The organism is Sphingomonas sp. M6A6_1c (assembly GCF_053345135.1).
The window spans coordinates 202,926-225,817 of record NZ_JBKEZO010000003.1 but is presented as its reverse complement, the minus strand read 5'-3'; the positions used below and the strand labels follow the sequence as shown (position 1 = coordinate 225,817).

18 protein-coding genes are annotated in these 22,892 nt (G+C 67.9%); 8 read left to right on the top strand and 10 right to left on the bottom strand.

All coding sequences use genetic code 11. The features are described 5' to 3' along the window. The first annotated feature begins 16 nt into the window (after nt 1–16). Complete coding sequence (locus ACLBWH_RS07125) at nt 17–1,003, top strand: N(4)-(beta-N-acetylglucosaminyl)-L-asparaginase (protein WP_447797812.1); 987 nt, start codon at nt 17–19, stop codon at nt 1,001–1,003. A gap of 220 nt (nt 1,004–1,223) precedes the next feature. On the opposite strand, the gene ACLBWH_RS07120 is transcribed toward ACLBWH_RS07125, so the two are convergent. The 5 genes from ACLBWH_RS07120 to ACLBWH_RS07100 all read right to left on the bottom strand — a co-directional run bounded on the left by ACLBWH_RS07120 (nt 1,224) and on the right by ACLBWH_RS07100 (nt 6,219). After that, nucleotides 1,224–1,475: an ATP synthase F1 subunit epsilon gene (locus ACLBWH_RS07120; protein ID WP_447797811.1), complete on the bottom strand. Its 252-nt coding sequence runs from the start codon at nt 1,473–1,475 to the stop codon at nt 1,224–1,226. Nucleotides 1,476–1,603: 128 nt separating this feature from the next. Next, complete coding sequence (gene atpD / locus ACLBWH_RS07115) at nt 1,604–3,085, bottom strand: F0F1 ATP synthase subunit beta (protein ID WP_038662646.1); 1,482 nt, start codon at nt 3,083–3,085, stop codon at nt 1,604–1,606. A 25-nt stretch (nt 3,086–3,110) separates the two neighbouring features. Continuing rightward, on the bottom strand, nt 3,111–4,004 hold the full coding sequence (locus tag ACLBWH_RS07110; protein ID WP_447797809.1) for a F0F1 ATP synthase subunit gamma: 894 nt from the start codon (nt 4,002–4,004) through the stop codon (nt 3,111–3,113). Between the two features lie 109 nt (nt 4,005–4,113). Further along, entirely contained in the window at nt 4,114–5,643 is a 1,530-nt protein-coding gene (gene atpA / locus ACLBWH_RS07105; protein ID WP_322848714.1) for a F0F1 ATP synthase subunit alpha, read from the bottom strand. Between the two features lie 6 nt (nt 5,644–5,649). Next, on the bottom strand, nt 5,650–6,219 hold the full coding sequence (locus ACLBWH_RS07100) for a F0F1 ATP synthase subunit delta (RefSeq protein ID WP_447797807.1): 570 nt from the start codon (nt 6,217–6,219) through the stop codon (nt 5,650–5,652). A 414-nt stretch (nt 6,220–6,633) separates the two neighbouring features. Between ACLBWH_RS07100 and ACLBWH_RS07095 the strand changes: the two genes are divergently transcribed. Beyond that, nucleotides 6,634–7,569, top strand: coding sequence for a hypothetical protein (locus ACLBWH_RS07095; protein ID WP_447797805.1), 936 nt, complete (start codon nt 6,634–6,636; stop codon nt 7,567–7,569). Nucleotides 7,570–7,618: 49 nt separating this feature from the next. Continuing rightward, on the top strand, nt 7,619–8,644 hold the full coding sequence (ada, locus tag ACLBWH_RS07090) for a bifunctional DNA-binding transcriptional regulator/O6-methylguanine-DNA methyltransferase Ada (protein WP_447797803.1): 1,026 nt from the start codon (nt 7,619–7,621) through the stop codon (nt 8,642–8,644). Between the two features lie 345 nt (nt 8,645–8,989). On the opposite strand, the gene ACLBWH_RS07085 is transcribed toward ada, so the two are convergent. After that, complete coding sequence (locus ACLBWH_RS07085; RefSeq protein WP_447797801.1) at nt 8,990–10,531, bottom strand: hypothetical protein; 1,542 nt, start codon at nt 10,529–10,531, stop codon at nt 8,990–8,992. Nucleotides 10,532–10,584: 53 nt separating this feature from the next. Beyond that, the gene (locus tag ACLBWH_RS07080; RefSeq protein WP_447797799.1) at nt 10,585–12,093 is read right to left on the bottom strand and encodes a S1C family serine protease; all 1,509 of its coding nucleotides are present in this window, start codon (nt 12,091–12,093) and stop codon (nt 10,585–10,587) included. Between the two features lie 136 nt (nt 12,094–12,229). On the opposite strand from ACLBWH_RS07080, the gene ACLBWH_RS07075 reads away from it, so the two are divergent. Then, nucleotides 12,230–13,771, top strand: a complete 1,542-nt coding sequence (locus tag ACLBWH_RS07075; protein WP_322848708.1) for a CpaF family protein — start codon at nt 12,230–12,232, stop codon at nt 13,769–13,771. Between the two features lie 67 nt (nt 13,772–13,838). Then, nucleotides 13,839–15,020 carry an aspartyl protease family protein gene (locus tag ACLBWH_RS07070; protein WP_447797797.1) on the top strand — a complete coding sequence of 394 codons (1,182 nt, stop codon included), beginning with the start codon at nt 13,839–13,841 and terminating at the stop codon, nt 15,018–15,020. A gap of 322 nt (nt 15,021–15,342) precedes the next feature. Here ACLBWH_RS07070 and ACLBWH_RS07065 read toward each other — a convergent pair whose 3' ends face one another. Together ACLBWH_RS07065 and phaR are read right to left on the bottom strand one after the other, a co-directional pair. Continuing rightward, a complete protein-coding gene (locus ACLBWH_RS07065; RefSeq protein ID WP_447797795.1) occupies nt 15,343–15,519 on the bottom strand; it encodes a hypothetical protein in 177 nt (58 codons plus the stop codon). An 18-nt stretch (nt 15,520–15,537) separates the two neighbouring features. After that, nucleotides 15,538–16,098: a polyhydroxyalkanoate synthesis repressor PhaR gene (phaR, locus tag ACLBWH_RS07060; protein WP_447797793.1), complete on the bottom strand. Its 561-nt coding sequence runs from the start codon at nt 16,096–16,098 to the stop codon at nt 15,538–15,540. A 107-nt stretch (nt 16,099–16,205) separates the two neighbouring features. Here phaR and ACLBWH_RS07055 point away from each other — a divergent pair, with 107 nt between their 5' ends. The 3 genes from ACLBWH_RS07055 (at nt 16,206) to ACLBWH_RS07045 (ending at nt 21,770) form a co-directional block, all read left to right on the top strand. Then, the gene (locus ACLBWH_RS07055) at nt 16,206–17,207 is read left to right on the top strand and encodes an alpha/beta hydrolase (protein WP_447798201.1); all 1,002 of its coding nucleotides are present in this window, start codon (nt 16,206–16,208) and stop codon (nt 17,205–17,207) included. A gap of 13 nt (nt 17,208–17,220) precedes the next feature. After that, nucleotides 17,221–18,393, top strand: a complete 1,173-nt coding sequence (locus ACLBWH_RS07050) for an acetyl-CoA C-acetyltransferase (RefSeq protein WP_447797791.1) — start codon at nt 17,221–17,223, stop codon at nt 18,391–18,393. 185 nt (nt 18,394–18,578) lie between these two features. Then, nucleotides 18,579–21,770 carry a TonB-dependent receptor domain-containing protein gene (locus ACLBWH_RS07045; RefSeq protein WP_447797789.1) on the top strand — a complete coding sequence of 1,064 codons (3,192 nt, stop codon included), beginning with the start codon at nt 18,579–18,581 and terminating at the stop codon, nt 21,768–21,770. 62 nt (nt 21,771–21,832) lie between these two features. Here ACLBWH_RS07045 and ACLBWH_RS07040 read toward each other — a convergent pair whose 3' ends face one another. After that, a complete protein-coding gene (locus tag ACLBWH_RS07040) occupies nt 21,833–22,855 on the bottom strand; it encodes an alanine racemase (protein WP_447797787.1) in 1,023 nt (340 codons plus the stop codon). Nucleotides 22,856–22,892 lie beyond the last annotated feature (37 nt).

Genomic DNA, 22,892 nt, shown 5'->3' with positions numbered 1-22,892 from the left:
AACAGGGGTGTGGCGAATGACGACACGGCGCGGATTTCTCGGTGGGGCGGCGGCGACCGCCGGTGTGGCATCGCTCGCCGGCGCGGCGCCGGCGGGCAGCGGCGCGATGATCGTCTCGACCTGGGATTTCGGCGCCGCGGCGAACGACGCCGCCTTCGCGCGGCTGAAGGCGGGCGGCACGCTGATCGACGCGGTCGAGGCGGGCGGCATGGTGCCCGAGGCGGACCCGAACAACCATTCGGTCGGCTATAGCGGCTATCCCGATCGCGACGGCCACGTCACGCTCGATGCGGTCATCATGGACGATCGCGGCGGCGTCGGCGCGGTGGCGGCGCTGGAGGACACGGTCCACGCCATCTCGGTGGCGCGACGGGTGATGGAGAAGACGCCACACACCTTCATCGTCGGCGAGGGCGCGACGCGCTTCGCGCGCGACCAGGGCTTCCCCAAGGTCGATCTGCTCACCCCCGAGGCGGAGAAGGCGTGGCGCGACTGGCTCAAGACCTCGCAATACAGACCGGAGGCCAATATCGAGAACCGCCGCCCCCGCGGCGGTGCGCTCGACCACGATACGATCGGTCTGCTGGCGCGGACGGCGGACGGGCGGATGGCGGGGGCGTGCACGACCTCCGGCATGGCGTTCAAGATGCGCGGGCGCGTCGGCGATTCGCCGCAGGTCGGCGCGGGCCTCTATGTCGAGGCGGGGGTCGGCGCGGCGACCTCGACCGGGCTCGGCGAGGAAGTGACGCGGGTCTCGGGCAGCGCGCGCGTGGTGGCGTCGATGCGCGCCGGCCTGTCGCCGCAGGCGGCGTGCGAGGAGGTGGTCCGCCATATCGCCACGCTGCGCGGCGATGCCATCAAGGGCACGCAGGTCGGCTTCCTGGCGCTGTCGCCGAAGGGCGAGGTCGGCGCCTTCTGCCTGCTGCCGGGCTTCACCTTTGCGGTGACCGATGCGGCGGGCGTGACGGTGGTGAAGAAGGGGCCGTCGCTGTTCAAGGCGTGAGGGCCCGGGCTCGAGCGATCATGCCCTCATGCGCCGAGGTCGCCGCGCCAACATGGACAAGTTGGACACCTTAATGGAAACGATCGCCTCCCGATCGTTTCCGTTTCTGCACGGATGGGGAGGAGCCGGGTGTACGGCTCCTCCCCTAGCAGTGGCGCGACGTGTAGGACAGCGCGTCGGGATTCGACCGGCAGGTCAGCGACTTGCCGGCGCGTGCGCGTCAGGCAGCCTTTTCGGCCAGCACGGTCAGCCCTTTGGCGTTGACCTCGGCGAAGCCGCCCTGGATCGCGATCGTCTCGGGCTGGCCACCCTCGGTACGATAGACCGACAGCGCGCCGTCGCGGACGGTGGACATCAGCGGCGCATGGCCTTCGAGCACGCCGAAGTCGCCCTCGGTGCCCGGCACCACGACCATATAGACGTCCTCGGAGCGGACCAGCTTTTCGGGCGTGACGAGTTCGAAGTGGAGCATGTCTTGTGTTCCTAAGCCCCTCCCCTTCGGGGGAGGGGTTTGGGGGTGGGGGATGTCTCATCGAGACTCGCGTCTACGGACAGGCCCCACCCCAACCCCTCCCCTGAAGGAGAGGGGCTTTGATAGGGTTACGCTTCCTGCGCGAGCTTCTCGGCCTTGGCGACGACTTCGTCGATGCCGCCGACCATGTAGAAGGCCGCCTCGGGCAGATGGTCGTATTCGCCGTCGACCACCGCCTTGAACGAGCGGACCGTATCCTCGATCTGCACGAACTTGCCGCTGATGCCGGTGAAGACCTCGGCGACGTGGAACGGCTGGCTGAGGAACTTCTGGATCTTGCGCGCGCGCGTCACCGTCAGCTTATCCTCTTCGGACAATTCGTCCATGCCGAGGATGGCGATGATGTCCTGCAACGACTTGTAGCGCTGGAGCAGCGACTGGACGGCGCGGGCGGTGTCGTAATGCTCCTGGCCGACGACGCGCGGTTCGAGCACGCGGCTGGTCGAATCGAGCGGATCGACCGCCGGATAGATGCCGAGTTCGGAGATCGCGCGGTTGAGCACGGTCGTCGCATCCAGATGGGCGAACGAGGTCGCCGGGGCCGGGTCGGTGAGATCGTCCGCGGGGACGTAGACCGCCTGCACCGAGGTGATCGAACCCTTGTTGGTCGAGGTGATGCGCTCCTGCAGCGCGCCCATGTCGGTCGACAGCGTCGGCTGATAGCCCACCGCCGACGGGATGCGACCGAGCAGCGCCGACACTTCCGCGCCCGCCTGAGTGAAGCGGAAGATGTTGTCGACGAAGAACAACACGTCCTGCCCTTCCTGATCGCGGAAATATTCCGCGATGGTCAGGCCCGACAGCGCGACGCGGGCGCGGGCGCCCGGCGGCTCGTTCATCTGGCCGAACACCAAGGCGACCTTCGACCCCTCGCTGGTCGGATTGCCCTCGGCATCCTTGGCGATGACGCCCGCGTCGAGGAATTCGTGATAGAGGTCGTTGCCCTCGCGGGTGCGCTCGCCGACGCCGGCGAACACCGAGGTGCCGCCGTGGCCCTTGGCGATGTTGTTGATGAGTTCCTGGATCAGCACGGTCTTGCCGACACCGGCGCCGCCGAACAGGCCGATCTTGCCGCCCTTGGCGTAAGGAGCGAGCAGGTCGATGACCTTGATGCCGGTGACGAGGATGGCGTTCTCGGTCGACTGGTCGACGAACAGCGGCGCCTCGGCATGGATCGGCGCGCGCAAATCGGTCTGCACCGGGCCGCGCTCGTCGATCGGCTCGCCGATGACGTTCATGATGCGGCCGAGCGTCGCCGGGCCGACGGGAACGCTGATCTGCGCGCCGGTGTCGCGGACGGTCTGGCCGCGGGTCAGGCCCTCGGTCGCGTCCATCGCGATCGTGCGGACGGTGTTCTCGCCGAGATGCTGCGCGACTTCGAGCACCAGCTTGTTGCCGTTGTTGTCGGTCTCGAGCGCCGAGAGGATCGCCGGCAGATTGTCCGGGAAGTGGACGTCGACGACGGCGCCGATGACCTGGGCGATCGTGCCGGTGGTGTTGCTGCTGCCCGTCGACTGGGTCGGGCGGATGTCGTCTGCGGCGGTTGCCATGGCGGTTCTTCCTGCTTCGGATTCGTTAGAGCGCTTCGGCGCCGGAGATGATCTCGACCAGCTCGGTCGTGATCGCGGCCTGACGCGTGCGGTTATACTGGATCGACAGGCGATTGATCATGTCGCCCGCATTGCGGGTGGCATTGTCCATCGCGTTCATGCGGCTGCCCTGTTCGGATGCGGCGTTTTCGAGCATCGCGCGGAACACCTGGATCGCGACGTTGCGCGGCAGCAGGTCGGCGAGGATCTGTTCCTCGTCGGGTTCGTATTCCACCACGGCGCCCGCCGACGTGACCGGCGTTGCCGCCGCATCCGTCTTGGCCTCGTCGACCGCGACCGGGATGATCTGGCGGCCGACGGGAAGCTGGACCAGCGCCGAGACGAACTTGGCGTAGAACAGATGCGCGACGTCGAACTCGCCCGCGGCATAGCGCGCGAGCAGGTCGTCGGCGACTTCGCGGGCCTGCTGGAAGCCGAGCGTCTTGTGGCCGCCCAGCTCGTGATCGGCGAGGATCGCCTTGGGATAGAAGCGCTTGAGCACCCGCCCCTTCTTACCGGCGAGATAGAAGCGGACGGTCTTGCCCTGCGCCTCCAGCTCCTCCGCCTTGCGGCGGGCGGCGCGGACGATGTTGGTGTTGAACGCACCGGCCAGACCGCGCTCCGACGTCGCGACGACGAGCAGATGCACCTGGTCCTTGCCGGTGCCCGACAGCAGCGGCGACACGGTCGCCCCGCCGGCGAGCTGGCGCGACAGGCTGGAGACGACCGCCTCCAGCCGCTCCGCATAGGGACGGCCGGCCTGCGCCGCCTCCTGCGCGCGGCGCAGCTTGGCGGCGGCGACCATCTTCATCGCCTTGGTGATCTTCTGGGTCGATTTGACCGAGTTGATCCGGATCTTGAGGGCCTTCAGGCTTGCCATCTATTGTCCTCTTGCCGTCATGCCGGACTTGATCCGGCATCCCGCTTCTTCCTGCATCGTCGGGAGAGCAGCGGGACCCCGGCTCGAGGCCGGGGTGACGTGGTTGGCTTTACGCGAAGGTCTTCGCGAACTGGTCGAGCGCGGCCTTCAGCCCCGACTTGGCCTCGTCGCCAAGATCGCGCGTCTCGCGGATCTTGGTGAGGACGCCGGCGTGGTTGGCGCGCAGGTCCTGCAGCATCGCCTGCTCGTAGCGGACGACGTCGGTCACCGCGACCTTGTCGAGATAGCCCTGCGTGCCGGCGAAGATCGACGCGGTCTGCTCCTCGAAGGGCATCGGCGAGAACTGCGCCTGCTTGAGCAGCTCGGTGAGGCGCGCGCCGCGGTTGAGCAGGCGCTGCGTCGAGGCGTCGAGGTCCGAACCGAACTGCGCGAACGCCGCCATCTCGCGATACTGCGCGAGCTCGAGCTTGATCGAGCCCGACACCTTCTTCATCGCCTTCGTCTGCGCGGCCGAGCCGACGCGGCTGACCGACAGGCCGACGTTGATCGCGGGGCGGATGCCGGCGAAGAACAGGTCGGTTTCGAGGAATATCTGGCCGTCGGTGATCGAAATCACGTTGGTCGGGATATAGGCCGACACGTCGCCCGCCTGCGTCTCGATGATCGGCAGCGCGGTGAGCGAACCGCCGCCGTTGGCGTCCGACATCTTGGCGGCGCGCTCGAGCAGGCGGCTGTGCAGATAGAAGACGTCGCCCGGATAGGCTTCGCGGCCCGGCGGACGGCGCAGCAGCAGCGACATCTGGCGATAGGCGACCGCCTGCTTCGACAGATCGTCGAACACGATCAGCGCGTGCATGCCGTTGTCACGGAAATACTCGCCCATCGCGGTGCCGGTATAGGGCGCGAGGAACTGGAGCGGTGCGGGCTCCGACGCGGTCGCGGCGACGACGATGGAATAGTCCATCGCGCCATTCTCTTCGAGCGTCTTGACGAGCTGCGCGACGGTCGAGCGCTTCTGGCCGACCGCGACATAGACGCAATACAGCTTCTTCGATTCGTCCGACGACTGGTTGATCGTCTTCTGGTTGATGAAGGTGTCGATCGCGACCGCCGACTTGCCGGTCTGGCGATCGCCGATGATCAGCTCGCGCTGGCCGCGGCCGACGGGGACGAGCGCGTCGATCGCCTTGAGGCCCGACTGCATCGGCTCGCTGACCGACTGGCGCGGGATGATGCCCGGTGCCTTGACCTCGACGCGGCTGCGCTTCTCGGCGACGATCGGGCCCTTGCCGTCGATCGGGTTGCCAAGGCCATCGACGACGCGGCCGAGCAGGCCCTTGCCGACGGGAACGTCGACGATCGTGCCGGTGCGCTTGACGATATCGCCCTCGCGGATCTCCGAGTCCGAGCCGAAGATCACGACGCCGACGTTATCGGCCTCGAGGTTGAGCGCCATGCCCTGCACGCCGTTGGCGAATTCGACCATCTCGCCCGCCTGGACGTTGTCGAGACCGTAGATGCGCGCGATGCCGTCGCCGACCGACAGCACCTGACCGGTTTCGGTGACCTGCGCTTCGGTGCCGAAGTTGCTGATCTGGTCCTTGATGACCTTGGAGATTTCTGCGGCGCGGATATCCATCGTGAGTTAGCCCTTCATCGCGTGCGCGAGAGTATTGAGACGGGTGCGGATCGACGAATCGATCATCTGTGAACCGATGCGGACGACCAGGCCGCCGAGCAGTTCGGGGTCGACCGACAGGTCGACGGAGACGTCGCGGCCGACGCGCTGGCGGAGCTGCTGCTTGAGCTCGACGACCTGCTCGTCGTTCAGCGGATGCGCGCTGGTCACCTCCGCGGCGATCTCGCCACGGTGGCGTGCGGCGAGCTGGCGGAAGGCGCGGATGATCGCGGGCAGCTGGCCGAGGCGGCGGTTCTCGGCGAGGACGCCGAGGAAATTCTTGGTGGTGGCGTCGACGCCGAGCGCATCGGCGGTGGCGAGCACCGCCTTCACCGCGGCGCCGCGGGCGACCAGCGGGCTGACGGTGAGCGCGCGGAAATCGTCGCTTTCGTTCAGCGCGTCGCGCACATTGGCGAGGCTGGATTCGACGGTGTCGATCGTCTTGGCATCGCGCGCGAGATCGAAGAGGGCGATCGCGTAGCGCCCACCCAAGCTCGCCTGAATACCGCCGCCAGAAGTACCGATGGATGTCTCCACGGAGCTGAAGTCCTCGTGCCGAATGTTGGCCCATGGGGAAGAGGGCGCGCGATGCACACCTGCTATGGGTGGCGGGCGGCTAGCATGAGGGGGCGGTTAGTGCAAGTACGGGGGATGCAAAGTGGTGTGCGGGCGGGGGTTTGAGGCGGCCAAATTCCTCCCCCGCAAGGGGGAGGGACGCGAGGGCAGAGATGTGTGCAAGCCAATTCCTCCCCCGCCAGGGGGAGGTGGCAGCGCGAAGCGCTGACGGAGGGGGAGGTAAGGGTGGGAGCTTTATGATTGGGCTCCCGCCCTTACCTCCCCCTCCACCACTCGGCTAGCGCCGAGCGGTCCCCCTCCCCCTGGCGGGGGAGGATTTGGTAGCTTTCGTTCAGGATCGTGCAGCTATGTCCGCTCCCGGCAGATGGAGACACGATGAAGCGGTGGTGGGCGGCGGTGGCGATCGGAGCGATGTTCGCCCTGCCCGCGGCCGCCGAGACGTTGCGCGTTGAGGGCGTTTTCGCGGCGCAAGCGCGCGAGGCGAGCCTGTTGCCGACGATCGGCGTCGGGCCGTTCGCCGGGCCGGACGGCGCGGAGCTTGCCGATGCGGTCGAGCGGCGGCTGGCGAAGCTGGGTACGGACGGGTTGCCGCACGTGCGGCTGATCCCGCCGGCGCTGCGCCCCGACGGGATGCTCACCGGGCGCACCGGCGTGCAGGTCGCGAGCAGCGACTATCGCGAGGGGCGCGAGCGGTGCGCCGAGAAGAAGGACGGCAAATGCGTCCGCAAGGAACGCTACAGCGTCGCCTGCGTCCGCCGCACGATCGCGTTGCGCGCCGATCTGGAGGTGCGGCGACGGACCGGCGCGCTGCCCTATTCGACCACCAAGACGCGCGACGACCGCGCGGACTGGTGCGAGGACGGCGGCGTCGCGACCAGCGCCGAGGGTGTGGTGAGCGGCATGATCGAATCGGTCGCCGCCGAGGTGCAGCACGATCTCGCCCCGCATGCCGAGGATTACACGATTCGCGTGATCGAGACGCGCGACGGCCTGCCGCCCGACGCTGCGGCGCGCTTCAAACAGGCGGTGCGGCTGACCAAGCACGATCCCGCCGCCGCCTGCGCCGCCTTCGCCGACGTCGACCGGATGGCGCCCGACCATGGCGCGACGACGTTCAATCTGGCGCTCTGCGCGGAAGCGGCGGGGCGATATCGCGAGGCGGCCGACCGGTATGCGCGCGCGCGGCTGTTCGCGCCGGCTGCCGGCGGCGAGATCAGCAAGGGACTGGCGCGCGTCGCCGCGCTCGCGGCAGGGGCGCAGGACGTCGCGTCGATGCGGCGGCGGCCACCGCTGACGGGCAGCGGGTTTTGAGCGCAAGCGGCAGGATGGGGCGGCGCGCGATATCGGCTATCGCGGTGGCATGACGATCATCGATCAGGATGCGGCCTGGGCCGCCTTCGCACGCCGCGACCGGGCGCAGGACGGCGCCTTCGTCGCGGCGGTGCGGAGCACGGGCATCTATTGCAAGCCGAGCTGCCCGGCGCGGCATCCGCGGCGGGAGAACGTGTCCTTCCTTCCCGACGGCGCGGCGGCACGCGCGGCGGGCTATCGCGCCTGCCTGCGCTGCAAACCCGACGACGTCGCGCGCGACAGCCGGGCGGTGGCCGAAGCGATCGCGCTGATCGCCGCGGCGGAGGCGCCGATCGGGCTCGCCGCGCTGGCCGCCGCGGTCGGCTATGCGCCGCATCATTTCCAGCGCCTGTTCACCCGCGCGACCGGGGTCAGCCCGGCGGGCTATGCCCGCGCGCTGCGCGCCGGGCGGGCGGCGGACGCCCTGCAGCGCGAGGGGCGCGTCACCGACGCGATCTACGACGCCGGTTACGGCGCGGCGAGCCGCTTCTATGCCGACGGCGCCAAGCGGCTGGGGATGGCGCCGAGCGCCTGGGCGCGCGGCGGCGCGGGGGTGACGATCCGCTGGACGCAGGCGGCGACGACGCTGGGGCCGCTGCTGGTCGCGGCGACCGACAGGGGCCTATGCCGGGTGGCGTTCGACGAGGATGCGACGGCGCTCGCGGCGCGCTTCCCGCGGGCGGAGATCGCGCCGGGCGACGATGCGCTGGCGGCGCTCGCCGCGGCGGTGGTGGCGCTGGTCGAGGCGCCCGGCCGCGACACCGCGCTGCCACTCGACGTGCGTGGCACCGCATTTCAGGAGGCGGTGTGGCAGGCGCTCAAGACGATCCCGGCGGGCGAAACGCGCAGCTACGCCCAGCTCGCCGCCGCCGCCGGCCAGCCGGGTGCGGTACGCGCGGTGGGCACCGCCTGCGGCAGCAACCCGATCGCGGTCGTCGTCCCCTGCCACCGCGTCACCCGCAGCGACGGCGGGCTCGGCGGCTATGCCTATGGCGTCGAGCGCAAGCGCACGCTGCTGGCGCGGGAGGGCGGGTGAGCGGGATGCTTTGGGTGAACCGACGGTCTTTCCGGAAAGCGCCTGCGTAGAAGACGTTTTATGTTCGCGCAGAGGCGCAGAGGCGCAGAGGACACAGAGGTGTCGCGCTCGCCGCATCCACGGCGCTTTCCTACCAGCTATTGCGATGACAGGGCCACGCCACCTCGAGCGGTAGACCTCCGCGTCCTCTGCGCCTCTGCGCGACACCTTCTCCCTTTCGTCACCCCGGGCTTGACCCGGGGTCCCGCTTCTTCCCGATGGCCAGCGTGAAGGACGTAGCGGGACCCCGGATCAAGTCCGGGGTGACGGACCTGACGTCGCGGGCGCCGATGAATGTCGGCCGGCCTAATCCTCGATCGTCACCCTGGCCGCGTCGCCGCCGAGCGAGGCGAGCGCCTGCGGGCCGGTCTTGCCCGTCGCGAGCGCGGCGATGAGCTTGGCGGCGGCATTGTCGGGATTGCTGTGCGCCGAATAGGCGAGCGGACGCAGCGCCGCGCGTGCCTCGTCGCGCTTGTCGTCGATCAGCATCTGCGTCGCATAAGCGTAGGCGAGACCTTCGTCCTGCGGCACCAGTTCGTGCGCGCGGCGCAGCGCGGCCTTGGCGTTGTCGGTGGCCGGCGTGCCCGCCATGCCGAAGCTCGAATAGAAGAGCATCAGCGCATAAGCGTCGTTGGTGTCGAGCTTGTTGGCCCGGAGCAGCCAGCCGCGCGCCTCGCGCCAGACGAGCGGATCGGTCACCTTCGCGTCGCGTGCCCGGCGCAGATGCACCTGCGCCTTGTAGACCAGGGCCTGCGACGATTTGGGATCGATCGCCAGCGCGCGGTCGGCGGCGGCATCGGCGAGGTCGTTGCGGCCGGCGTCGAGCGCCATTTCGGCGAACCAGCCCTGCACCATCGCATCCTTGGGATAGCGGTCGGCGATCGGCAACGCTTCGGCTAGGATCGGCTGCGCGGTTTCGCGGTTGACGCCGCGGTCGGAGCGCATGCGCAGCGTGATCATCTCGCGCTCGCCCGCCGACAGCGGCCGGATGGCGACGACCGGGGTGGTCAGCCGCGTGAGCGGGATCTTGTAGGCCGACATCGTCGACTTGTGGAGATAGGACGACAGCGCGCGATTAAGCGCATCGAGATCGCCGAACGCCGCGCGCGCCGCCTCGACCCCCGGCTTGCCGTCGTTGATCGCGAGCAGATAGGAATTGAGCTGCGCGGACCGCTTGGGATCGATCATCAGATAATGGGTGAGCAGCCAGCCGCGCGCATAGAGCGCGGCGACCTTCGCATCGCGCATCTTCTTCGACATATCGAGCGAGAAGAGCTGCTCGGCGGTCAGCTCGGTGCCGAGCAACAGGTCGTAGGCGCGGTGCTGCGCGGGCGCGCCGAGCCAGACGAAGTCCTTCTCGAACCGCGCGGTGGAGAGGAATTCGGGATAGCCCTCGGCATACCAGGCCGGGAGCGCGACCGAAATATTGCCCAGCATGAGATGATGGGTATATTCGTGGAACAGCACGATCTGCGGCTGGAGCGCGTTGATGTCGCCGGGCTCGCCGCCCTGCGCCGGGGTGAAGGCGACCGATCCGCTCGCGCGGCCCTGATAGAAGCCGGCGATGTTCTTGCCGCCGGCGCCGAACAGCCGCCGGACCGCCGCGTCGTTGGCGACGACATAGACGGTCACCTTGTTCGAGCCGTCGCCCTCCTGCGAGGGGATCGATTGATAGTAACGGACCAGGCTGTCGAACTGTTCGAGCCGCTCGGCGCGTTTGCGCACCGACTCGGCAGTGCCATTGGCGTATACGATGAAATGCTTCGAGGTCGCCTCGAACCATTCCGCCGCCGCGGGTTGCGCGCAGCACATCGCCAACAGCGCCGCAGCGAATTTCCACCGACTCATATCATGCCCCCCAACATGCCCGGTCACAGCCTAGACCGGCCCGGATACGTTTGTCAGCCCGTCCGACAACTATAGACGAGCTTCTCGTTGGGCAGCGGCGGCAGCGTGGTGCGGATCGCCGCCTGCTGCTGGGCGAGGCGCTCGATCGCGGCGGGATCGACGGTGCAGCGCGGCGCGGCGCCCTGCCCCTGCTGCAGCTTGCGCGCCTGCGCCATCGCCTGCGCTCCCAGCATGTAGCGGGTGTCGGTGTAGCGCCGGGTGAGCGGATCGAAGGCGACGATCGACACCGTCTGCTCGCCATCGGGCACCACGACGCGTTCCCAGCGGTCGCCGGTCGGCAGATATTGGACGCCGCCGCCGCAGCCGCTGCGCCCCCATTGCAGCGCGACGTCGCTGGTCGGCGAGACGGTGACGCGGCTGCGATCGGGTTGGAAGACGCAGGTGAGCTTGCCGAGCGGGGCGTTGGGCACGATCTGGCTGACCGCAGCGGGCGGCGACGGAAGGGCGGGCTCGCTCCTGGGCCGCAGCACGAAGACGACGATCGCGGCGATCATGACGAAACCGCCGAGGCTCGCCGCCCAGCGCACGCGCCGCCGCTGCCCCTGCACCGCGAACAGCCCCGCCGCGCCGACGCCCATCGCACCGACGACGAGCAGCAGCCCGGCGAAGCCGATGACGTTCTCGCGCCGGGTCTGCGCGGCCTCGCGGGCGCGGGCGAGCGCCTCCTCGCGGCCCATCGCGGTGCGGGTGGCGGCGTCGCGCTGGCTGGTCAGCGCATCGGCGCGGGCGCGCACGTCCGCCTCGCTGTCGTCGCGCAGCCGTTCCTCGATCGAGGTGCAAGCGGTGCCGACGCTGGCGTAAGGTTGTTTCGCCTCGCGCAGGAAGGCGGAGAGTTCGGTATCCGCGATCGCGAAGCCGAACGAGCCGTCGCCCTCCTCGCCGCGGGTGATCGCCGAATTGATGCCGATCACCCGGCCGCAGCGATCGAGCAACGGCCCGCCCGAATTGCCGCGGGCGATGCTGGCGGTGTGGAGCAGCACCTCGATCCCGGTCAGGCTGCGCCGACCGGAGAAGACGCCCTCCGAGCGCACGGGCGAGGTCGGGCGGATGTAGTCGGCGGCGGATTGCGCGGTGGCGAGATCGACGTTGCCGGGATAGCCGAGCGCGACCACCGGATCGCCCTCGCTCACCGGCCCCGTATAGAGCGCCGCGGTCGGCAGCCGCGCGCCGGCGAATTCGATCAATGCGAGGTCGCGCTTGGCGTCATAGGCGACGACGCGGCCCTGGTAGCTCTTGTCGCCTTCCGACGGCACCACGCCGATCACGACATTGTCGGGATAGCGTTCCGCCAGCTCCATGACGTGCGCGTTGGTGACGATGCGGTTGGGTGCGATCGCGACGCCGCTGCCATGGCCGAAGCCGACCACCTGGCCATCGACGACCGCGATGGTGACGACGCGGACGACACCGCGCGCGGTCGCGCCGATGTCGTCCGCGGCGGCGGGCACCGTCCAGAGCGAGGCGCCGAACAGGGCGAGGAGGAGGAGCAGGAACCGGCGCATGTCGCGCCTTCCGAACGGCCTCGATGCGCCGCTGTCAAGCACGGCGATCGGGTCCCTTTCATACCGTTCTGGTTTGGTTAGGAAATTCTCAAACTCTGTTGCCTACCCCCTACCAGCGAAGTTCGAGGATTGGTGTATGAGCGCGTTCGGGCGTCGGAACGGAATGGGTAACGGGCAGCCGGCGCGGCCGGCATTCGGCGTGGCGCGCCCGATGCAAGGCGGCGCGGCCCCGCGCGCCGACGAGCCCGCACCCGGCAGCCAGTTCCCGCCGATCGAGACGATGCCGCTGCCCGGCGGCATCTCCGGCGACGATCCGCTCGCCGGCAGCCTGCCCGCCGGGACGCTCGACGCGATGCAGCGGCTCACCGACCGCCAGAACGCGAGCGGCGACGCCGGCAGCAGCCGCGGCGAAGGGTTCGAGGCGTCGATCCACAAGATCAAGGAACAGGTGCTGCCGCGCCTGCTCGAACGCGTCGACCCGGAGGCGGCCGCGACGCTCGGCAAGGACGAGCTTGCCGAGGAATTCCGCCCGATCATCGGCGAGGTGCTCGCCGAGCTCAAGCTGACGCTCAACCGTCGCGAACAATTCGCGCTGGAAAAGGTGCTGGTCGACGAGCTGCTCGGCCTGGGGCCGCTCGAGGAATTGCTCGCCGATCCCGCGATCACCGACATCATGGTCAACGGTCCCGACCAGACCTATGTCGAGCGCAAGGGCAAGCTGGAGCTGGCGCAGATCCAGTTCCGCGACGAGGAGCATCTGTTCCAGATCGCGCAGCGGATCGTCAATTCGGTCGGCCGTCGCGTCGACCAGACCACGCCGCTCGCCGACGCGCGCCTCAAGGACGGCAGTCGCGTCAACGTCATCGTGCCGCCGCTGTCGCTGCGCGGCACCGCGATCTCGATTCGTAAATTCTCCGCCAAGCCGATCACGCTCGACATGATGGCGGGCTTCGGCAGCATGAGCCCCAAGATGGCGACCGCGCTCAAGATCGCGGGCGCGAGCCGGTTCAACGTCGTCATCTCGGGCGGCACCGGTTCGGGCAAGACGACGATGCTCAACGCCTTGTCGAAGATGATCGACCCCGGCGAACGCGTGCTGACGATCGAGGACGCCGCCGAACTCCGCCTGCAACAGCCGCACTGGCTGCCGCTCGAGACGCGGCCGGCCAATCTCGAGGGGCAAGGCGAGGTCAGCATCCGCGACCTCGTCAAGAACGCGCTGCGTATGCGCCCGGACCGCATCATCCTGGGCGAGATCCGCGGCAGCGAGTGTTTCGACATGCTCGCCGCGATGAACACCGGCCACGACGGCTCGATGTGTACGCTCCACGCCAACTCCCCGCGCGAGGCGCTGGCGCGTATGGAGAACATGGTCATGATGTCGGACATCAAGGTGCCCAAGGAGGCGATCAGCCGCCAGATTGCCGATTCGGTCGAGCTGATCATCCAGGTGAAGCGTCTGCGCGACGGCTCGCGCCGCGTCACCAACGTGACCGAGGTGATCGGCATGGAAGGGCCGGTGATCGTGACGCAGGAATTGTTCAAGTTCGAATATCTAGACGAAAGCGCCGACGGCAAGATCATCGGCGAGTACCGCTCGATGGGGCTGCGGCCGTATACGCTCGACAAGGCGAAACAGTTCGGCTTCGACCAGGCGTATCTGGAGGCGTGCCTGTAGGGTCGGGCGTTATCGACCGAACGAACCCCTTGTGGCAGCGCCGGCGTTCCGCCGTTAGGATCGGCCGATGCACCTGCTCCTGCCCCTCGCCCTGCTCGCCGCCGCGCCCCAGCCTGCGGGGCGCGAGGGCGTCGTCACGCTCGCCGCCGACAGTGAGGCGCGCTGGGTGGCGTTCGATCTGACGCCGGGCAACCAGATCCGCTTCACGCTGACGCTCGACGAACGGCCGGTGACCGCGATCCTCGACACCGGGGTGAGCTATTCGGTGCTCGCCGCGAAATCGGCCGCCGCCGATCCGGCGCGGGTCACCGCCAACGGTCAGGCGACCGCGATCGGCGGGGGCGGCAACGGCGCGGTCGCGGTCGGCTGGCTGGCGACGCGGCGACTGGCGATCGGCGGGCTCACCCGTACCGGCGGCGGCGTCACCGTCGCCGACCTGCCCGCGCTCGCCACCGGCAGCGCGCAGGCGGTCGACATGCTGATCGGCCGCGACGTCACCGGCGGTCAAGCGCTCGACATCGATTACGCGAACCACCGCTTTCGCCTGTTGCCGTCGGGGCGGCTGCCGTTCGTCGGGGCGATCGCGCCGCTGACCATCTCGCCCGGCCGCCGCGTCTACGAAAGCAGCGCGACGATCGCAGGCAAGCGCATCGCGCCGATGATCGTCGACACCGGCGACGGATCGGCGCTGACGCTGTCCGCCGCCTCCGCCAGGAACGCGGGGATCGCGAAGCTGCCGACCACGACGACGATCTCCTTCGGCCTCGCCGGCGAGACGGTGAGCACGCTCGCCATCCTGCCGGCGGTGTCGCTCGGCCAGCAGGTGGCGCGCAACGTCGAGGCGCGGGTGGAGCCGGCCGCCGGCTTCTCCGAGACGATCGGCGTGGCGGGGCGGATCGGCTCTGGGCTGTTGCAGAATTACCGCGTGCTGCTCGATCCCGGTGCGGGGCGGATGGTGCTGCAGCCCGGCCCCGACGCCAACACCCCGCCGCTGCGCTCGACCAGCGGGTTGCTGGTCGGGCTGGAGCGCGACCGGCTGAAGGTGCTGCACGTCATGCTCGGCGGACCGGCGGCGGCGGCGGGCTGGCAGCCCGGCGAGACGATCTGCCGGATCAACGACCAGCCGGTCACCGTGGACTATCCGACCAGCGCGCTGGCGAAATGGGCGATCGGCGCGCCGGGGACGGCGGTGCGGCTGGGCCTGTGCGACGGGACGGTGCGGACGCTGACCTTGCGGCAATTCTATTGAGGCGGACGGCAGCAGGAGAAGATTGGTTCACGCGAAGGCGCGAAGGCGTGAAGAGAAGAAGAAGGGATTTGCGCGCAGGGGCGCAGAGGCGGTCCGGCCGCGCCAGCGGCCTTCAGTCTTCCTGATCGTTGGATGTATGGCGCTGCGCGCCGGGCGTAACATCTCTGCGCCTCCGCGCCTCTGCGCGAACCGATCTTTTTCTTCTCTTCGCGCCTTCGCGTGAACACTCCTGCTCACTCCGCTGCAAAGCGCCGCCGATCACAGGCATCGTGACACCTTGCCTCTCGCGATTCTCCGTCCCCGGTCGCGGAGGACACCTCACCTACCGCGTATGCAGGCCGATGCTCACCAGCAGGATCGTCGCGAGCAAGGCCGCCATCTGGACGGTACGCCAGTCGACGAAGCCGACGCGGTCGGGGTCGGCGCGTAGCCGGCGGCGGCGGTCGGCGAACCCCGCTGCAAGCGCGAGCAGCACCGCGGCGCCCGCCGCCCAGAACATCGCCGGCATCCTCCGCGCTCAGCCGAGCTTCTCGACCTTGTCCTGCAAGCGTGTCAGTTCCGCTTTCAGCGCGGCGATCTGGTCGTCCTTGCTCGCCGGGGCGGGCGACGGTGCCGGGGTGACGGGTGCGACCGCCGGCGTCTGGAACGCCTGCGCGGCAACTTCGAGCATCTGCAGATTGCGCTTGGCAATTTCCGCGAAGGGAGAATGCGCGAAGGCGCCCTCGACCGCCGACTTGAACTGTTCCTGGTTGCGGCGGAAGCTGTCCATCGACGCCTCCAGATAGCCCGGCACCATCGCCTGCATCGAATCGCCGTACATCGAGATGAGCTGGCGCAGGAAGCTGACTGGCAGCATCGTCTGGCCGCGGCTTTCCTCTTCCATGATGATCTGGGTCAGCACGTTGTGCGTGATGTCGTCGTCGGTCTTGGCGTCGACGACCTTGAAGTCGCGCCCTTCGCGGGTCATCGTCGCCAGATGCTCCAACGTGATGTAGGACGAGGTCTCGGTATTATAGAGGCGCCGGTTGGCGTATTTCTTGATGATGACGAGTCCGTCGGCCCTGGCCTGCTTCTTCATACCGCTCCCCTGTCGCGCGACGGTCCTTTGCCGTGACTGAGGCCGATGGTACGCCGCAATTTTTCGCACCGCAACACGGCCCGCGCCCCCTGCCGCTGTTCCTCGACATGCTGCGCAGCGAAACCGCAGCAGATCCGGCACGGACCGCGGCGGCGCTCGCCGGGCTCGCCGCCTATCAACAGGCGCCCCGCCCTGCCCCGCCCGTGCCGATGCCGGCGCTCGCCACCGCCGGGCGCGCGTGCCTGCGCTATTACGGCGGGCGTGGGCGGATGGTCGTGTTCGTACCGTCGCTGATCAACCCGCCCGCAATCCTCGACCTCGGCGAGGCGTCGCTGGTGCGCTGGATGGCCGGCCAAGGCTGCCGGGTCGCGCTGGTCGACTGGGGCGAGCCGGGCGCCGCCGACCGCGACATGGACATGACCGGCCATATCGAATCCTTGCTGCTGCCGCTGATCGAGCAGCTCGACGAGCCGCCGGTGCTGGTCGGCTATTGCCTGGGGGGAACGATGGCGATGGCGGCGGCGGGGGCGACGCCGGTCGCCGGCCTCGCGACGATCGCCGCGCCGTGGCATTTCGCCGGCTATGGCGAAGCCGCGCCCGGCATGCTCGACCTGTGGCAGGCGGCGAAGCCGACCGCCGAGGCGCTGGGCGTGCTGCCGATGGAGGTGTTGCAGGCGGGCTTCTGGCGGCTCGATCCGGCGCGTACCGTCGCCAAATACGAAGCGTTCGGGCGGCTCGCCCCCGACGGCGAGGCCGCGCGCGCCTTCGTCCGGCTGGAGGATTGGGCCAATGCCGGCGCGCCGCTGCCGCTCGCCGCGGCGCGCGATCTGTTCGAGCGGTTCGTCGCCGCGGATGCGCCGGGCACGGGCGCCTGGATCGTCCGCGGCGGCGCCGCCTCGCCGCAGCGGCTCGCCTGCCCGGCGGTCGAATTCGTCTCGCTCACCGACCGGATCGTACCCGCGGCGACCGCGGCGGGGCTCGTCGACCGGCGCGACCTCGGCCTCGGCCATGTCGGGATGATCGTCGGCGGGCGCGGCCGCGCGATGCTGTGGGAGCCGCTCGCGCACTGGATCGCGGCGCTGCCGCCGGGTAGACACGGATCACAATAGGAGCAGGATCATCATGACCGAGATCGTCATCACCGCCGCCAAGCGCACGCCCGTCGGCAGCTTTCTCGGCGCCTTCGCCGCCACCCCCGCGCACGAGCTGGGCCGGATCGCGATCGAGGCGGCGCTCGCGCAGGCCGGCGTCGACGGTGCCGACGTGTCGGAGGTGATCCTCGGCCAGGTGCTGACCGCGGCGCAGGGCCAGAACCCCGCGCGGCAGGCGTCGATGGCGGCGGGCATTCCCAAGGAGGTGCCGGCGTGGGGCGTCAACCAGGTCTGTGGTTCCGGGCTGCGCGCGGTCGCGCTCGCCTGTCAGGCGATCCAGACCGGAGACGCCGCGATCGTCGTCGCCGGCGGGCAGGAGAGCATGTCGATGAGCGCGCATGCGCAGACGATGCGCGGCGGCACCAAGATGGGCACGGTCAGCCTCGTCGATACGATGGTGGTCGATGGCCTGACCGACGTGTTCAACGGCTATCACATGGGCATCACGGCGGAGAACCTCGCCGAGCAGTATCAGGTGACGCGCGCCGACCAGGACGCCTTCTCGGTCGCCAGCCAGAACAAGGCCGAGGCCGCGCGCGGCGGCGGCCGGTTCAGCGACGAGATCGCACCGGTGACGATCAAGGGCCGCAAGGGCGATACGATCGTCGCCGACGACGAATATATCCGCGCCGGCGCGACGATCGAGAGCGTCGGCGGCGTCCGCCCGGCGTTCAAGAAGGACGGCACCGTCACCGCCGCCAACGCCAGCGGCCTCAACGACGGCGCCGCCGCGCTGGTGCTGATGAGCCGCGCGGAGGCCGAGCGACGCGGCACGCCGGTGCTGGCGACGATCAGGAGCTGGGCGAGCGCCGGCGTCGACCCTTCGGTGATGGGCATCGGCCCGGTGCCGGCGTCGCGCAAGGCGCTGGAAAAGGCCGGCTGGACGATCGCCGACCTCGACCTGATCGAGGCGAACGAGGCATTTGCGGCGCAGGCGCTGTCGGTCGGCAAGGAGCTCGGCTGGGATGCGGACAAGGTCAACGTCAACGGCGGCGCGATCGCCATCGGCCACCCGATCGGCGCCAGCGGCGCGCGCGTGCTGACCACGCTGCTCTACGAGATGCGGAAGCGCGACGCGAAGAAGGGCCTGGCGACTTTGTGCATCGGCGGCGGGATGGGGATCGCGATGTGCGTGGAGCGGTGATGAACCGTCAGCGCAATATGACAGGCATGTTTCCTGATGTTGCGAACTGGACACAGATTGTCTTAAAAATGTAGTTTTTTGTTGCCGCTCGTAGTTGGATCGTTGCGGCAGTAATGAACTTTTGTTCATATGCCCTTGGGAAGCACGCAAATAAAGCGGGCCCGAAACAGGGGACTATAATGACTATGCGCAGGTTGCTGACGGCGTCAGCATTGGTCAGCACGCTGGCCTTCTATCCGGCGGTAGCCGCCGCCCAGGCGGCTACCGCCGACACGCCGGTTCAAACCGCAGTAGGTGCGGGTGATCAGGCCAATGCTGCCACCAACCCGACCACCGAACAGGCGCCGGCGCAAAGCGACGCCGAGATCGTCGTTACCGGCTCGCGTCTTGCTCGTCCCAACCTCGACTCGCCTGCACCTGTTACGTCGGTGACGTCGGAGTTGCTGACCTCGACCGGCAACCTGTCGATCGGCGATGCGCTCAACCAGCTTCCAGCATTGCGCACGAGCTACAGCCAGGCAAATTCGACCCGCTTCATCGGCACCGCTGGTCTAAACCTTCTTGACCTGCGTGGCCTGGGTACCAGCCGGACGCTGGTGCTCGTCAACGGTAGGCGTCATGTGACCGCGCAACCCGGCAGCTTCGTCGTCGACACCAACACGATCCCGACCGACCTGCTGGAGCGGGTCGACGTCCAAACCGGCGGCAGCTCGGCCGTCTACGGCTCGGACGCGATGGCTGGCGTGGTGAATTTCGTGCTCAAGCGCAACTTCGAGGGTCTGCGGGCGACCGGCCAAGGCGGCATCTCGTCGCACGGCACCCGTGGATCGTATTTCGGCGCGTTGACCGCCGGCAAGAATTTTGCCGATGGTCGCGGCAACATCGCTGCCGCCGCGGAATATTCCTTCTCCGACGTGGTCTATTACACCGATCGTGATGATATCACCGGTGCCTATTCCGGCAGAAGCCAATTCAACGCGACGCAGAATGTCGGGCCAAATCTTAATCCGAACGCAGGACCGATCCGTACGAGCCCGGAGTCGGCTTTGGGTGATGGCATCCCTGATACCAGCTTTCTGCGCAACGTACGCAACAACACGATTTCGGAAGGGGGGCTGTTCACAGCAAGCTGTCCCACCGTCGCCGCAACGGGCGAGTCCGCCGCAGCGTTCGCCGCGCGTCGCGGCGTAGCCTGCTCTGGGCTGGCCAACATCGGAAGCTCGAATACGCTTAGCCAATATGGCCGCACCTTCGTGTTCAATCCGGATGGCTCGCTGACCGCGAACAACTGCACCACCGACCTGCGTCCGTTCGGTTCGGGTAATTGCGTAGGCGGCCAAGGTTCGACCCTGCGCCTCAATGGCATGCTGCAGCCGAAGCTGGAGCGTTTCTCGGGCAACATCCTCGCCCACTTTGACGTTTCGGATGCTTTCAAGCCGTTCGTCGAAGCGAAATATGTCCGCATCAATGCGTTGCAAGAAGGTCAGCCGACCTTCGCCAACAACACGTTCAGCATTAACAACCCCTATCTAACCAGCCAAGCCCGCGCAACTCTGGTTTCCGCGCTCGCGCCTGGGGCAACCAGCTTTACCGCGCAGCGCTTCAACGTCGATTTCGGCGGCCGCGGCGAGGTCCATCGTCGCGAAACCTTCCGCATCGTCGGCGGCGTCGAAGGTGATTTTGGCGAAGACTGGCATTATGAAGTTTCGGCGAACTACGGCCGTCTCGACACGTTCTACAAAACGAACGGCAATTACGTCACCGCCAAATACAACAACTCGATCAATGCGGTCCGCAATGCGGCTGGCCAGATCGTCTGCGGCATCAACGCCGATGCCAGCGCGACCAACGACGACTCGAGTTGCGTTCCCGTCAACCTCTTCGGGCAGGGCCAGGTCAGCCAGGAAGCGCTGAACTATTTCTCGATCACCTCGACGCGCAAGCAGAAGGCCGAACAGCTCGACCTGGTCGGTTATGTCAACGGCAAGCTGTTCCGGCTGCCGGGAGGCGACGTTACCTTCTCGCTGGGTGGCGAATATCGCCGTGAGACGGCATTCTCCAAGTATGATGATCTGACGGCAAGCGGAGCGACCTTCCTCAACTCGATTCCTACCTTCGCTCCGCCAGCATATGACATCAAGGAGGCGTTCGGTGAGCTTAGCATCCCGCTGCTTGCCAACCGTCCTTTCTTCCACGAACTGACGTTCAGCGGCGCGGCACGTGTGTCGGATTACAATCTTGGTAATGCCGGAAAGCCCTGGACCTATAATCTCAATGCGGTCTGGGCACCCGTTCGCGATATCACCTTTCGCGGCAGCTACGCTCGCTCGGTGCGTGCACCGAACCTAAGCGAGCTGTATACCGCCAACAACCAGACGTTTGCGCAGCCGGCCGACCCGTGCAGCCAGAACAACATCAACAACAACCCGAACCGGGTGAGGAATTGCGCCGCCGCCGGCGTGCCGACAACACAGACGTTCAACGGGACCACGGAACCATTCACCAATAATGCCTCATCCAGCATTTATGGATTCAATCGTGGCAACCCCGATCTGAACGCAGAGAAGAGCCGTAGCTTCACGGTCGGGACAATCCTGCAACCGCAGGCGCTGCGCGGCTTCTCACTGACCGTCGATTATTACAACGTCACGATCAAGGATGCGATCAACAGCCTGCTGCCGCAGACGATCATCAACCAATGCTATGACAATCCGAGCGGTATCGACAACCAATTCTGCGCGGTCGTCTTCCGTAACCCCAACGGCACCTTCGCGGGTCAACAGAACGTGCTCCATGGTGGGGCGACCGTGTCGTTCCCGACCACCGGTCCCTCGTTCTTCTCGCAGGGCTTCAACTATGCGAAGCTCGAAACGTCGGGCATCGACATCGATGCTTCGTATCGCACGCGGATCAGCGACACCGGCACATTGTCGTTGCGCCTGCTCGCAGCCTATGTCGCGCAGAACAACGGCTATACCGATATCGGCGATCCGACCTACCGCGACCGCTACAAGGGCGAACTCGGTTATTCGGCATGGCGCGGCCAGTTCGTCGGCAATCTCGACTTCAAGACGTTCGATATCCAGTATCGCGTCCGGTACGAAGGCAAGTCGGTCATCAGCGAGTGGGAAACGCAGCATGCCTTCGACGGTCGTCCGGCACGCAATCCGGATGCGTATCCGGTCGTCTTCTATCCCGAAGCCTTCTACCATTCGGTGCAGTTCGGCATCAACGCAACCGAGCGGTTCCGCTTCTACGTCGGCGTCGACAACCTCACCGACAAGAAGCCGCCGTACGATCTGCTTGGTGTGATCAGCGGCGATCCGTACGACAATATCGGTCGCTTCTTCTACTCGGGGTTCAAAGCGAACTTCTGATCGGCTTGAGCTTCAACCTACCGGGCCGCCTCGCAAGAGGCGGCCTTTTTGTTGCCGAGGCCTCACACCCACCCCCGCGCATAGCGCTGCCCGAGCAGCGTCAGCAGCTCATATTGCGACATCCCGCTCGATGCCGCCGCGGCGGGCAAAGCGAAATCGAGCGTGACCCAGTCGCCCTCCGCCAGATCGGGCGCGGCGGTGACGTCGAGCGCCATCAGGTCCATCGAGACGCGGCCGATCACCGGCAACGTGCCGCCGGCCGCGCTGCCGGCGTCGGAAAAGCCGCGGACATAGCCGTCGGCATAGCCGAGGTTGAGGATCGCGACCTCGGTCGTGCGCGGCGCCGTCCAGGTGGCGTTATAGCCGACCGTCTCGCCAGCGGGGACGGTGCGGCGTTGCAGCACCTGCGCCTCGGGCGTCGCCACCTGCCGGATCGTGCCGGTGAACTCCGGCCGGACGATGCCGCCGTACAAGGCGATTCCCGGGCGGGTGAGGTCGAAGGCATAGTCCGGCCCAAGCGCGATACCGGCGGAATTGGCGAGGCTCATCCGGCGTGCGCGCGTCACCCCCGCCAGCGCCGCGAAGGCGGCACGCTGGCGATCGTTCATCGCGCTGTCCTCGTCGGCGCAGGCGAGATGGCTGATCAGCGTCTCGATCACCAGTCCGTCGAGCAGGCCGTCGCGCACCGCCGCGGGCGACACACCGAGCCGGTTGATGCCGGTATCGACCATCACGTCGCAGGCGCCGCCGCCCGCCGTCCGCCAGCGCGCGACCTGCGCCTCGCTGTTGAGCACCGGGCGCGCGATGCCCTGCAGCGCCAGCGGCATGTCCTCGGCGCGGACGCCGTGCAGCACCGACAGTGGCAGACCGAGCGGCGCCAGCCGCGCCGCCTCGGCCCAGGTCGCGACGAAGAAGTCGCGGCAGCCGGCGGCGGCGAGGTGTTCCGCAACCGCGGTCGCGCCAAGGCCGTAGCCGTCCGCCTTGATCGCCGCGCCGCACGCCGCCGCGCCGCTCATCCGGTCGAGCGCGCGCCAATTGTCGGCGAGGGCATGGCGGTCGAGGCGGAGGCGGAGGGGAAGGGTCACGCGGGGGCGTGTAATCGCCCCGATGGCCGGCGTCGAG

Coding starts and splice junctions, on each gene's coding strand:
- ACLBWH_RS07125 (WP_447797812.1), top strand. CDS start 17: ATGACGACACGGCGCGGATTTCTCGGTGGGGCGGCGGCGACCGCCGGT.
- atpD (WP_038662646.1), bottom strand. CDS start 3,085: ATGGCAACCGCCGCAGACGACATCCGCCCGACCCAGTCGACGGGCAGC.
- ACLBWH_RS07065 (WP_447797795.1), bottom strand. CDS start 15,519: ATGTTCTGGGCGGCGGGCGCCGCGGTGCTGCTCGCGCTTGCAGCGGGG.
- atpA (WP_322848714.1), bottom strand. CDS start 5,643: ATGGATATCCGCGCCGCAGAAATCTCCAAGGTCATCAAGGACCAGATC.
- ACLBWH_RS07050 (WP_447797791.1), top strand. CDS start 17,221: ATGACCGAGATCGTCATCACCGCCGCCAAGCGCACGCCCGTCGGCAGC.
- ACLBWH_RS07120 (WP_447797811.1), bottom strand. CDS start 1,475: ATGCTCCACTTCGAACTCGTCACGCCCGAAAAGCTGGTCCGCTCCGAG.
- ACLBWH_RS07080 (WP_447797799.1), bottom strand. CDS start 12,093: ATGCGCCGGTTCCTGCTCCTCCTCCTCGCCCTGTTCGGCGCCTCGCTC.
- ACLBWH_RS07095 (WP_447797805.1), top strand. CDS start 6,634: ATGAAGCGGTGGTGGGCGGCGGTGGCGATCGGAGCGATGTTCGCCCTG.
- ACLBWH_RS07070 (WP_447797797.1), top strand. CDS start 13,839: ATGCACCTGCTCCTGCCCCTCGCCCTGCTCGCCGCCGCGCCCCAGCCT.
- ACLBWH_RS07110 (WP_447797809.1), bottom strand. CDS start 4,004: ATGGCAAGCCTGAAGGCCCTCAAGATCCGGATCAACTCGGTCAAATCG.
- ACLBWH_RS07045 (WP_447797789.1), top strand. CDS start 18,579: ATGCGCAGGTTGCTGACGGCGTCAGCATTGGTCAGCACGCTGGCCTTC.
- ACLBWH_RS07075 (WP_322848708.1), top strand. CDS start 12,230: ATGAGCGCGTTCGGGCGTCGGAACGGAATGGGTAACGGGCAGCCGGCG.
- ada (WP_447797803.1), top strand. CDS start 7,619: ATGACGATCATCGATCAGGATGCGGCCTGGGCCGCCTTCGCACGCCGC.
- phaR (WP_447797793.1), bottom strand. CDS start 16,098: ATGAAGAAGCAGGCCAGGGCCGACGGACTCGTCATCATCAAGAAATAC.
- ACLBWH_RS07085 (WP_447797801.1), bottom strand. CDS start 10,531: ATGAGTCGGTGGAAATTCGCTGCGGCGCTGTTGGCGATGTGCTGCGCG.
- ACLBWH_RS07055 (WP_447798201.1), top strand. CDS start 16,206: ATGCTGCGCAGCGAAACCGCAGCAGATCCGGCACGGACCGCGGCGGCG.